Raw genomic sequence first — 11,369 nt, forward strand, 5'->3', positions numbered from 1 at the left:
GTCACCGGAACCGGACGTCGGCGTCCTCGAACCGGTCGATCAGCCGGTGCGCGAACGGATAGAGAATGACAGTGGCGAGAAATTGCCAACCCACACTTACGGGATCGGGCGCCACCTGCGTCTCCAGCATGGTGATGAGATAGCCCGCCCCGAGGGCTACGCCCGTGGCGGCGGCGTACCATGTCCACATCATGAGCTGGCTCTGGCCCGCCAGCATTCCCCGCCCGCCCAGCACCAGACCGTAGGGCAACAGCAGGCAGACCGCCCAGAAGCCCGCCGGCGTCCCCCACAGCATGTCGAGGAACAGGCCCAGAAGCAGCGCTGCGGGCGGCGCCAGCATGGCCGGCCGGATCACCGCCCAGGCGAACACCACCGGCATGGCGAACAGCGGTTCGGGCAGCGACAGGCCCCAGAAGCGCAAGGGCAGGGCGAACACGAAGGTCACCGCCATGACCTGAAGCATCGGCACGCCGAGCCAGCGCCAGGGCGGCAGGCCGCGGGCCGCGCTTCCGGTCATCGCCCGCCCCCGGGCGATGGCGGGGCCTTGGCGGGCGGCGTCGCGCCGCCGCGCGCCGGCGAAGCGGCAGGGGCCGAGGCGCCGGCCTTGGGCGCGGGCGTCGCCGCAGTCGGGGGCGGCGCCACCAGCCTGGGCGGCGGCGGCAAGGTCTCGGCGCCCGGCGTGGGCGGCGGCGCGCCCGCCGGCGTCAGGTTCTGGGTCCGGGCGAGCTGGGTGAAGTCTTCGAACAACAGGATGCGCACGTAGTCGACCGGCGCCTTGTCGGCCGCCAGGGCCACCCGCCAGCGGCCGTCGAGCCCGCGCACCGCCACGCCCACCGGCAGGCCGCGCGGCAGCAGACCGCCGTCGCCCGAGGTGAGGATCACGTCGCCCTCGCGCACCGCCGCCGAGCCGCGCAGATATTCGAGGCGCGGATTGGGGCCGCCGTCGCCGGTCAGGATGGCGCGCGAATTGGTCCGGTCGATCATCACCGGCGTGCGCGACGCCGGATCGGTGAGCAGCAATATTCGGCTGACGTCCTGGCCGGCGCCCACCACGCGGCCGATCAGGCCGTTCTCGCTCATCACGGGGTTGCCGGGCTTGATCCCCCGCTCGGTCCCGGCGTTGGCCAGCCGCGACTGGGCGAACGGGCCACGGCTGTCGGTGACCACGCGCGCGCTCGCCATCGGGATCGGCGGATCGGTCTTCAGGCCCAGGATGGCGCGATAGCGTTCGTTGGTGTCCTGGAGGGAGACGGCGATCTCCTGCCAGCGGCGCGCCTTCTCCAGCTCCTCGCGCAGCCGGCGGTTCTCGGAGACGGCGAAGAAGTAGCCGCGCACGCCTTCCACGCCCTGGCCTGTCAGCCGTCCCGGCGCCGAGGCGATCTCGCCCACGGGCGCGAGAACCCGATCGGACAGGGTGCGGGGATTGCCGTACTCGTCGGTGTCGAACGCCTCGCGCCGATCCGACAGTAGCGCCGCCACCGCGACGATCAGCACGACGATAAAGGCGATCCCCGCCGTCCAGGTCAGCGGGACCTTCAGTTCGCCGAGCGGATTGTCCCTCAAGGGCATCCCGGTTCGCCCCTACCGCCCTTGCGGCGCGGCCCTTACGCCAGGGTGGATTCCAGCACGCCCTTCATCCACTTGGGATGTTCGAGCACCTTGCCGCAGCCCAGGGCCACGCACGACAGCGGATCGTCGGCCACCGTGACCGGCAGGCCGGTATGGTCGCGGATCTCGGCGTCCAGGCCACGGAGCAGCGCGCCGCCGCCCGTGAGCATGATGCCCTTGTCGGCGATGTCCGAGGCGAGTTCCGGCGGCGTGGCTTCCAGCGCCATCTTCACGGCGTCCACGATCTGGCCCACCGGCTCGGACAGGGCGTCGGACGCCTGCTTCTCGCTGATGCGGACTTCGCGCGGCACGCCCTGCATCAGGTCGCGGCCCTTGACCTCGATCGACAGGCCCTCGCCGTCGGCGGGCGCGCGGGCGGTGCCGATCTCCTTCTTGATCCGCTCGGCCGTGGTCTCGCCGATCAGAAGGTTATGGTTGCGGCGCATGTAGCTGATGATCGCCTCGTCCATCTTGTCGCCGCCGACGCGGACCGAGCGGGAATAGACGATGCCGGAAAGCGAAAGGACGGCCACCTCGGTGGTGCCGCCGCCGATGTCGACCACCATCGAACCGGTCGGCTCGTGGATCGGCAGGCCCGCCCCTATGGCGGCGGCCATCGGCTCGTCGATCAGGCCGACGCGGCGACCGCCGGCGTTCAGGCAGGAATCGTTGATGGCGCGGCGCTCCACCGCGGTGGCGCCCGACGGCACGCACACAATCACCTTGGGGTTCACGAAGCCCTTGCGGTTGTGAACCTTGCGGATGAAGTACTTGATCATCTCCTCGGCGACTTCGAAGTCGGCGATGACCCCGTCACGCATGGGACGGATGGCTTCCATGTGGCCCGGCGTACGGCCCAGCATCTGCTTGGCCTCTATGCCGACGGCGTGGACCACCTTGCGGCCGCCCACGTTGCGCAGCGCCACGACCGAGGGCTCGTTCAGCACGATGCCCTTGCCTTTCATGTAGATCAGGGTGTTGGCGGTGCCGAGGTCGATGGCGATGTCGTTCGAGATGGCGCCGAAGAGAGACGAGATCATGCAGGGCCCTGGAGCAAGGGGGCGAAGGGGGCGGACCGACAGAGGTGGCCAAAGCCGGCGCGACTGACACGTAAGGATGCGGCGAGTCGGCGCGCTTTGTCTGGCGGGCTTTCAGCGTCCCTCTGCCCTGAGGAATTGGGCATTTCAAGGCTTAAAGAGAGGTATGAGGATTCGCGCCGCGCGCGAGCCGAAGAACCTTGTTTCGCCGTGGAATCGCCCGATTTCCATCGCAGGGCGGGAATGGGCCGGTCTACCGCGCGTTGAGCAGGGGAATGGTGATCCTCCGCTCCAGCCGCAGGAAGCTGAGCACCACGGCGAAACCGAAGGCCGCGAGCAGGGCCGCCATGGCGTGGGCCCGGTCCCATTCCAGGGATTCCACGGCCTTGAAGATCTCGATCGACAGCACGTTCGTCTCGCCGGGAATGCCGCCGCCGATCATCAGCACCACGCCGAACTCCCCGATGGTGTGGGCGAAGGTGAGAATGGCGGCCACCACATAGCCGGGAACCGAGAGCGGCAGCGCCACGCGGACGAAGGTGGCCCAGCGCGAGGCGCCCAGCGTGGCCGCGGCGTCCAGATTGTCGTCGCCCACGGCCTGGAAGGCGTTGCGCAGCGGCTGCACGGCGAACGGCAGGGAATAGAAGATCGAACCGATCACCAGACCCTCGAAGGTGAAGGCCAGGGTATGGACGCCCAGCGCCTGCAGCGGCGCCATCAGCGGGCTGTTCGGCCCCAGGGCGATCAGCAGGTAGAAGCCCAGCACCGTCGGCGGCAGCACGATCGGCAGCGCGACGAGGGCGCCCACGATCTCCGGAAACCACCCACGCCGACGCGCCAGCCACCAGGCGAGCGGCGTCGACAGCAGCAGCAGGATGACCGTGGTGACGGCCGCCAGCCGCAGGGTCAGCAGGACGACATCCAGGAAAGGCGTCACGGGACCTCGTAGCCGTAGCGTCGGATGATCGCCTTGGCCTCGGCGCCCTTCAGAAAGGCCATGAAGGCCCGGGCCGCCGGGTTGCCCGCACCACGCTTCAGCAGCACCGCCTGCTGGTCGATCGGCGTATGCAGGCCGGCCGGCACCAGCCAGCGCGAGCCCCCCTTGGCCGAGGCCACCTGCGACAGGGCCACGAAGCCCAGCTCCGCCGCCCCGCTGTCCACGAACTGATAGGTCTGGGCGATGGACGTCCCCTGGACCAGCTTCGGCGCCAGCCTCGCGCGCAGACCCATCCGGTCGATGGTCTCATGGGCCGCCAGGCCATAGGGCGCTGTCTTGGGATCGGCCACCGCCAGCTTGCGGAAACGGTCGGTCCGCAGCACCGCTCCGCGCCCGTCCACCAGGCCCGGCGTCCTCGAATAGAGCACCAGCCGGCCGACGGCGTAGGTGAACCGGCTGCCCGGCTGCGCCAGCCCCTCGGCGTCGGCCCTCTCGGGTCGCTGGCGGTCGGCCGACAGGAAGACCTCGAACGGCGCCCCGTTGGCGACCTGGGCGTAGAACTGGCCCGACGAGCCGAAGCTCAGCACCGCATCGTGCCCGGTGCGGGCCTTGAACCGCGTGGCGATCTCGCGCGCCGGCTCGGTGAAGTTGGCGGCCACCGCCACCAGGGCCCGGCCTGGGACAGCCTGGCCTGGGACAGCCTGGCCTGGGGCAGCCTGGCCTGGGGCAGCCTGGCCTGGGGCAGCCTGGGCCGCGTACGCCGGCGCCGCCGGGATCACGCCCGTGATGATTGCAAAAAGCAATGCGCGGCGTCGCATGACGGCAAGGGCTCCATTCGTTATGTAGCGACTCTACATAACGCGAACGAGGGCGGCGATGACTTTGAGAATCCTACTGCTGGGCTCCACCCTAGCCCTGAGCGCCGTCGTGGCCCAGGCCGCCGAGCGCGAGGCGGCCGGAACGGAAGTCTACGACCTCGGCGAGCTGGTCGTCACCGCCAAGAGCCGCTCGGGCGAGGCGATCGGCGGCGCCAAGATCTCGGGCGAGACCCTGCGCAGCTACGCCAAGTTCTCGGTCGATCAGGCCCTGTCGCTCGTGCCTGGGACCAATGCCTCGAACACCGGCGGCTCACGCAACGAGCGGGTGATCTTCGTCCGCGGGTTCGACCGGTTCCAGACGACGCTCTCGATCGACGGCGTCCGGGTCTTCCTGCCGGCGGACAACCGGATCGACTTCGCCCGCTTCCTCACCGCCGACCTGGCGCAGGTGCAGATCTCGAAGGGCTACGTCTCGGTCCTAGACGGACCCGGCGGCCTCGGCGGGGCGATCAACCTCGTCACGGTCAAGCCCACGCGGGCGTTCGAGGCCGACCTCCAGGGCTCGATCTTCGCCAACCGCCGGCTGAGCGGCGAGGCCGGGGTGCTCTCGGGCCGCGTCGGCGGCGTGAGCGGAGACCTCTACTGGCAGGCTTCCGGCGCCTGGTCCGACCGCGACCACTTCACGCTCTCGAAAAAGTTCGACGCCACCCCGCTGGAGAACGGCGGCGTTCGCGGCAACTCGGGCTCGGAGGACTGGCGGATCAATCTCAAGGCCGGCTGGCGACCCAACGACACCGACGAATATTCGATCAACTACACGCGCAGCGAGGGCGAGAAGAACGCCCCGTACAGCGTACGCGACGCCGCCAACACCCGGTTCTGGAGCTGGCCCTACTGGAACACCGACAGCCTCGCGCTGCTCACTCGCACCCGGTTGAGCGACGACCTCACGCTGCGCACGCGCCTCTACCGCAACACCTTCGACAACCTGCTGTCGGCCTTCGACAGCGCCACCCAGACGACCCAGAGCCTGCCGCGCGCCTTCAACAGCTACTACGAGGACCACGCCGTGGGCGGGAACATCGCCGTGGACTGGGCGATCAGCGACACCAGCCAGCTCAAGGGCGTCTTCTACGCCCGGCGCGACGTCCACCACGAGCGCCAGGACGGGTTCACGCGGACGCCCGCGACAGGCAATCCGTCGGTCAACGCCCCCTATTCCGAGCCGCGCCAGACCAACGACGAGCACACCTACTCGGTGGCCGGGGAATACACGACCGCGCTGGGCGAAGACCTGGATCTGGTGGTGGGCGCGTCCTACGACTGGACAGACCTGAGGGTCGCCAACGACGTCAACGTCCAGGTCGTCGGCACGACGACCCAGAACAGCGTCATCAACTTCCTGCCCGTGACCTATCCCAAGCGGAACAACGAGGCGCTGAACGGCCAGGCCGCCCTGCTCTGGAGGGTGGACGACACCACCCGCCTGCACGCCAGCGTGTCCAGCCGCGCCCGCTTCCCCACGGTGTTCGAGCGCTTCAGCGCGCGCATGGGGACGGCCATTCCCAACCCAGACGTGAAAGAGGAACGCGCCACCAGCTTCGAGCTGGGCGCCGAAGTCGAGGCCGCGCCGGGCGTGCGGCTGACCGGGGCCGTGTTCTATTCCGACCTCAAGGACGCCCTGATCCAGATCCCGGTCAACGTCCCGGGCTTCGGCAACGTCAACCAGACCAAGAACGCCGCCGACGGCGAGTATTACGGCGTCGAGGGCAGCGTGGCGGCGCAGCTTTCCGAGACCCTCGACGCGGGGGGCAACGTTACCTGGCTGCACCGCAAGCTGACCGACCCCACCAACCCCGCCTTCCGGCCCCAGGGCGCCCCCGACTGGAAGGCGTTCCTCTATGCGAACTGGCGGCCGATCCCGCGGCTGACCGTGCGGCCGAACGTCGAGTACGCCAGCCAGCGGTGGACGGTCACCACCACGGCGCCGACCGTCTGGTACAAGACCGGGTCGTACCTCCTCGTGAACCTCGCGGCCGACATCGAGATGACGGACAGTCTCACCGCCACCCTCGCCGTGCAGAACCTTGGCGATCAGGACTACCAGCTCACGGACGGGTTCCCCGAGGCGGGCCGCTCGTTCTATGCCACCATCCGGGCGAGGTTCTGACGGAGGCCCCACGATGCCGGACGACGGCCTGATCGCGACCCTGACCCTGCGGCGGGGCGCGCTGGCGCGGGTGGGCCTGGAGCGGGTCGCCCTCGTCGAGGCCGTCGCCGAGCTGGGCTCGATCAGCGCCGCGGCGAAGCGGCTCGGCCTCAGCTACAAAGGCGCCTGGGACGTCGTCCAGGCCCTGAACAACCTGTTCGACACCCCGCTGATCGAGGCCGCGCCCGGCGGCCGCAGCGGCGGGGCGGCCGTGGTGACGCCCCGCGGTCGCGCCGTCGTCACGGCCTTCCGGCGGGTGCAGACGGAACTGGACGCCGCGCTCGCCAAGCTGGACTCTGCGCTGGGCGGCGAGCCCGCCCACGACCTGTTCTGGAGCCTCGGCATGAAGACCAGCGCCCGCAACGCGCTCCGCGGCGTCGTCACCGAGATCACCCCGGGCGCCGTCAGCGGCGAGGTGACCCTGACCCTGGCCGACGGCGTGGCCATCACCGCCGTGCTCACCCGGCGCAGCATCGAGGACCTGGAGCTGGCGGTCGGAAGGCCGGCCATCGCCCTCATCAAGGCCAGCTTCATCGTGCTCGCCACGGGCGGCCCCCTGCGCACCTCGGCCCGGAACCAGATTCCCGGCGCCGTGGCCTGGCGCGAGGACGGCGCCGTCAACACCGAGGTCGGGCTCGACATCGGCGGCGGCAAGACCCTGGTCGCCACCGTCACCCTGGAGAGCGCCCAGGCCCTGGACCTCAAGCCCGGCGACGCGGTGACCGCGCTGGTCAAGGCGCCGCATGTGATCCTGGCGGTGGAGTAGCCGCGTTCGTCGCGTTATGTAGTCTTTTCACACAACGCCTCGGAGGGACTCTTGCGCCGGACCCACGCCCTTGCCGTCCTCGCCGCGCTGTTCGCCGCGTCCGTCTCGACACCCTCGGGCGCGCTGGCCCAGGCCTCGACGCCACCGATGGAGGATGCGGCATGCTCGGGCGTCGTCGCTCCGCCGGCCGACCTGGCGGGCTGGAGTCACGCCACGCCGCTCCCGGCCGCCGGCGCGCCCGAGAACCTCGACACCGCCCGCCTGCCCCTGGGCCATGCCGCGGCCGCCACCCTGCCGCGCACGCCGGAGGTGACCTACGCTCTCCGCCCCGCGAAGCCCGGCGGGTCGGTCAGCTACGGCGGCCTCTTCGCCTTCGACGCCCCGAAGGCCGGGACCTACACCGTCGCCCTCTCCACCGGCGCCTGGATCGACGTGGTGCGCGACGGCAAGGTGGTGGAATCGACCGCGCACGGGCGCGGGCCCGCATGCACCGGCATCCGCAAGATGGTGGCGTTCCCGCTGGAGCCCGGCCGCTACGTGATCCAGATCGCGGCGAACGGCGCGCCGGACCTCTCGATCCTGGTGGCCGAGCGGCCCTGACGACGCCATCTCCATGACGCGCGCGCGGCCCGGCGACCGGGCCGCGCCCTCGCCGGCGGACACCGCCCGCCTGGTCGCCTTCCTGGAAGGCCTCACCGACGAAGGCTTCCTGCGCGACCCGCGCCACGCCCTGCCCCGCACCGCACCGCCTGCGACCGCCCGCTCTGAACCGCGCCCGGCCTGAAGTGTCCCGGACTTGCTTCGGGCCGTTTCGAGGCGCTATGCGCTGGGCCGCAAGGCGGGAGAGCGACATGAGCGACAGCGAGGAATTCGTCTATGACGAAGCCAGCGGCGAATGGGTCAGCGCCGCCGAAGCCGCCGCCCGGACGGGGCCGGCCGCCGTCGAGGTCCGGGACTCGGTGGGCAACGTGCTGGCCGACGGCGACGCCGTGACCCTGATCAAGGACCTCAAGGTCAAGGGCGCGGGCCAGACCCTGAAGCGCGGCACGACGATCCGCTCGATCCGCCTGACCGGCGATCCCCAGGAGATCGACGGCCGACACGAGACCATCAAGGGTCTCGTCCTGCGGGCGGAGTTCGTGAAGAAGGCCTGAGCCTGCCCTTCAGCGCGGGATCAGCGCCTCGACCGTCGCCGTGACCTGACCGCCGCTCTCCTTGGCCCCGCCCCCGATGGCGTAGACGCGGCCGCCGATCCCCACGCCCGCCAGGCCGTGACGGGGCGTGGCCATCCCGGGCTCGCCCGTCCACCGGTCGGTCTTGGGGTCGTACGACCAGGTGTCGGCGATCACGCCCGGCCCACCCTCTCCGCCGAAGACGTAGAGCTTCCCGCCCGCGGCCGCCGCGGCCAGGCCGCCAGCCGCCCTGGGCATGGGGCGCAAGGTCGTCCAGCGGTCCGTCTTCGGGTCGTAGGCGTCCAGTTGCGCGGAATTGCCCTCGCCGACGCGCCGGCCGCCGGCGAGATAGAACAGGCCGCCGATCTCGGCTCCGGCCGCGCTGTTGCGGGCCAGAGGGCACGGCCGCGCGGTGTCCCACCGGCCGGCGCGGGCGTCGAACACCTGATGGGCGTCGATGTCGCCCTGGTCGCTCCATTCCAGATTCTGCTCGCCCTTCGGCGCCCGTCCGCTGGCGAGGTGGATGCGATCGCCCAGGGCGACGGCCACGGTCTCGCACTGAAGCCTTGGCATGGGCGGCAGCGGTCGCCAGGCGTTCCCGTCCAGGACCAGCGCGTCGGGAACGGCCATCCAGCCCCCCTCGGCCACTCTGTACCCGCCGAGAACGTGAACGCGATCGCGCGCGGTCGCCAGAACCGGGTGGTGGCGCGGGAACGGCAACTTCGCCCCTTCGCGCCACGCGTCCGTCGTCGGGCTGTAGATCCCGATCCGATCCTGGGGGTTGATCCCCGCACGCACGCCCTCGGCGGTCCTCTGGAGTCCCGGCGACATGCCGCCGGCGATCACCGCCTGGCCCCGCCAGACCGTCCCGTAGACCTCCTGAACCGTCCAGGGGACAGGCGCACACGACCGCCACCCCGCCCCGGCGTCCGGATTTGCGGTGGCGGTGGCCGGGGCGAGGCCGGCGGCCATCGCGGCGAGAACGGTGCGGCGATCGATCATTCCGCCATGCCAACCCGCGCGGCTGCTCCGGTCAAGGCGGGCTTGCGCCCCGTCATCCCTAGGCCGTCAACCCAGAGCCGTCATCACCACGCCGACGCCGGTCAGCGCCCCGCCGATCCATTGGCGCGGGGTGGGCGTCTCGCGGAACAGGCGCCGCCCGACGGCCGCGGCGATGGGCGTCTCGATCACCCCCACGGCCCTCACCGGCCCCGCCGGCGCGAGCGACAGCGCCGCGAACCAGCAGGCCGAGGCCGCCGAGCCGAAGAAGCCCGCGCCCAGCGACGGCCGCCACGAGGCTCCGACCGCCTTCAACGCCCTGGGATCGCGCGCCGCCAGGATCGCGGTGAGCAGCACCGACTGGAACGCCTGCGCGCAGACCAGCGCGGCCATCGCCGAATAGATCGGATGCTGCGCATCCAGCGCCAGACCGGCCTGACGGTAGCTGTTCAGCGCTATGCCGAACGCCGCGCCGGACCCGAGCCCCAGGAGCGCGCCCGCCATGCCGCCCCGGAAATCCTCCCGACGGGGCCAGGACAGGACCACAAGGCCCCCCGTCGCCACCGCCACGCCGATCCAGGCCGCCCCGCTCAGGCGGTCGCCCAGGAGCACAAGGCCCATCAGGGCGCCCAGCGGCAGCGACGACTGCTGCATCACCGTGGCCACCGCAAAGCCCGACTGGCGCATGGCCAGCAGAAGGAGACCGGTCGCCGCGATCTGGGTGATCGCGCCGACCATCACCGCCAGCGCGAACCGCCACGACGCCTGCGGCGCGGCGTCCGGGGTCAGCACCACCACGACGGCGAACATCACGATCGAGAACGGCAAGCCGAACAGGAAGCGCACCAACGTCGCGCCCCACGGGCCGGCGTCCCCAACCAGTCCGCGCTGCAAAGCATTGCGGGCGACCTGCAGCGGCGCCGCAGCCGCAGTCAGAAGAATCCAGAGCACATTCTCACCCCGCTCCGATCGTCGCGGCCGGCCTCTTCCGGGTCATCCAGACGCACTGGCGACGCCGGAAATCGACGCGGCGACGCCGCGTCCCGGAGGGTCTGCGATCGGTGGATATGGATGGCCGGGCGAGCCCGGCCATGACGCCGTCAGGTTCCAGGCAGCCCCTAGAACCCGCTGGCCACCCGCGCGGCGGGCGCGCTCTTCTCCTTGCGGGCGAAGAGGTTGTTGAGCGCGTTCACATAGGCCTTGGCCGAGGCGGTCAGGGTGTCGGTGTCGGCCGCCGAGCCGGTGGCGATCCGGCCGTCCTCTTCGAGACGGACCGAGACCTGGGCCTGGGCGTCCGTGCCCTCGGTCACGGCATGCACCTGGAACAGGCGCAGGACCGCCTCATGCGGCACCACCGCATGGATCGCGTTGAACACGGCGTCCACCGGGCCGTCGCCGGTGGCGTTGGCGCTCTTCTCGTCGCCGTCGATGGTGACGGTCAGGAAGGCCTCCTGCGGCCCCTCGGTGCCTGCGATGACGCGCAGGTGCTTGACCTGGACCTTGTCGGAGCCGCTGGCCAACGCGTCGTCCACCAGGGCCACGATGTCGTCGTCGAAGACGTGCTTCTTCTTGTCGGCCAGGTCCTTGAAGCGCTGGAACGCCTCGTTCAGCGCGTTCTGGCCCAGCTCGTAGCCCAGGTCCTTCAGCTTCTCGCGGAAGGCGTGGCGGCCCGAGTGCTTGCCCATGACCAGGTTCGACTCGATCTGGCCCACGTCCTCGGGCTTCATGATCTCGTAGGTCTCGGCGTTCTTCAGCATCCCGTCCTGGTGGATGCCGCTCTCGTGGGCGAAGGCGTTCTTGCCGACGATGGCCTTGTTGAACTG

General features: G+C 70.7%; 13 protein-coding genes. 5 read left to right on the top strand and 8 right to left on the bottom strand.

All coding sequences use genetic code 11. The features are described from left to right. Position 1: 1 nt before the first annotated feature. From ABS78_RS11225 to modA, 5 genes are all read right to left on the bottom strand, one after another. Complete coding sequence (locus tag ABS78_RS11225) at positions 2–517, bottom strand: hypothetical protein (protein WP_293378692.1); 516 nt, start codon at positions 515–517, stop codon at positions 2–4. Then, positions 514–1,569, bottom strand: coding sequence for a rod shape-determining protein MreC (gene mreC / locus ABS78_RS11230; protein ID WP_293378695.1), 1,056 nt, complete (start codon positions 1,567–1,569; stop codon positions 514–516). Before mreC ends, ABS78_RS11225 begins: the two co-directional genes overlap by 4 nt. A 35-nt stretch (positions 1,570–1,604) precedes the next feature. Next, positions 1,605–2,648, bottom strand: a complete 1,044-nt coding sequence (locus tag ABS78_RS11235; RefSeq protein ID WP_012522835.1) for a rod shape-determining protein — start codon at positions 2,646–2,648, stop codon at positions 1,605–1,607. Between the two features lie 250 nt (positions 2,649–2,898). Next, positions 2,899–3,582, bottom strand: a complete 684-nt coding sequence (modB, locus tag ABS78_RS11240; RefSeq protein ID WP_293378698.1) for a molybdate ABC transporter permease subunit — start codon at positions 3,580–3,582, stop codon at positions 2,899–2,901. Then, on the bottom strand, positions 3,579–4,247 hold the full coding sequence (modA, locus tag ABS78_RS11245) for a molybdate ABC transporter substrate-binding protein (RefSeq protein WP_293378701.1): 669 nt from the start codon (positions 4,245–4,247) through the stop codon (positions 3,579–3,581). Before modA ends, modB begins: the two co-directional genes overlap by 4 nt. 211 nt (positions 4,248–4,458) lie before the next feature. Between modA and ABS78_RS11250 the strand changes: the two genes are divergently transcribed. The 5 genes from ABS78_RS11250 to ABS78_RS11270 all read left to right on the top strand — a co-directional run bounded on the left by ABS78_RS11250 (position 4,459) and on the right by ABS78_RS11270 (position 8,529). Beyond that, the gene (locus tag ABS78_RS11250) at positions 4,459–6,570 is read left to right on the top strand and encodes a TonB-dependent receptor (protein WP_293378704.1); all 2,112 of its coding nucleotides are present in this window, start codon (positions 4,459–4,461) and stop codon (positions 6,568–6,570) included. A gap of 13 nt (positions 6,571–6,583) precedes the next feature. Continuing rightward, positions 6,584–7,375, top strand: coding sequence for a TOBE domain-containing protein (locus ABS78_RS11255; protein WP_293378707.1), 792 nt, complete (start codon positions 6,584–6,586; stop codon positions 7,373–7,375). 51 nt (positions 7,376–7,426) lie between these two features. Continuing rightward, positions 7,427–7,975 (top strand): homogentisate 1,2-dioxygenase, encoded by a 549-nt coding sequence (locus tag ABS78_RS11260; protein WP_293378710.1) that lies wholly within the window; start codon positions 7,427–7,429, stop codon positions 7,973–7,975. A gap of 13 nt (positions 7,976–7,988) precedes the next feature. Then, positions 7,989–8,159 (top strand): hypothetical protein, encoded by a 171-nt coding sequence (locus tag ABS78_RS11265; protein ID WP_293378713.1) that lies wholly within the window; start codon positions 7,989–7,991, stop codon positions 8,157–8,159. A 175-nt stretch (positions 8,160–8,334) separates the two neighbouring features. Further along, positions 8,335–8,529 (top strand): alkylphosphonate utilization protein, encoded by a 195-nt coding sequence (locus tag ABS78_RS11270; protein ID WP_293378725.1) that lies wholly within the window; start codon positions 8,335–8,337, stop codon positions 8,527–8,529. A 9-nt stretch (positions 8,530–8,538) separates the two neighbouring features. Here ABS78_RS11270 and ABS78_RS11275 read toward each other — a convergent pair whose 3' ends face one another. From ABS78_RS11275 to ABS78_RS11285, 3 genes are all read right to left on the bottom strand, one after another. Continuing rightward, on the bottom strand, positions 8,539–9,549 hold the full coding sequence (locus tag ABS78_RS11275) for a kelch repeat-containing protein (RefSeq protein ID WP_293378716.1): 1,011 nt from the start codon (positions 9,547–9,549) through the stop codon (positions 8,539–8,541). Between the two features lie 66 nt (positions 9,550–9,615). Beyond that, the gene (locus tag ABS78_RS11280; RefSeq protein WP_293378719.1) at positions 9,616–10,497 is read right to left on the bottom strand and encodes a DMT family transporter; all 882 of its coding nucleotides are present in this window, start codon (positions 10,495–10,497) and stop codon (positions 9,616–9,618) included. A gap of 167 nt (positions 10,498–10,664) precedes the next feature. Then, a partial coding sequence (locus ABS78_RS11285) for an alpha-isopropylmalate synthase regulatory domain-containing protein (RefSeq protein ID WP_293378722.1) occupies positions 10,665–11,369 on the bottom strand: 705 nt, incomplete at its 5' end.

Source organism: Phenylobacterium sp. SCN 70-31, assembly GCF_001724605.1.
In the GTDB taxonomy this organism is placed as follows: domain Bacteria; phylum Pseudomonadota; class Alphaproteobacteria; order Caulobacterales; family Caulobacteraceae; genus Phenylobacterium.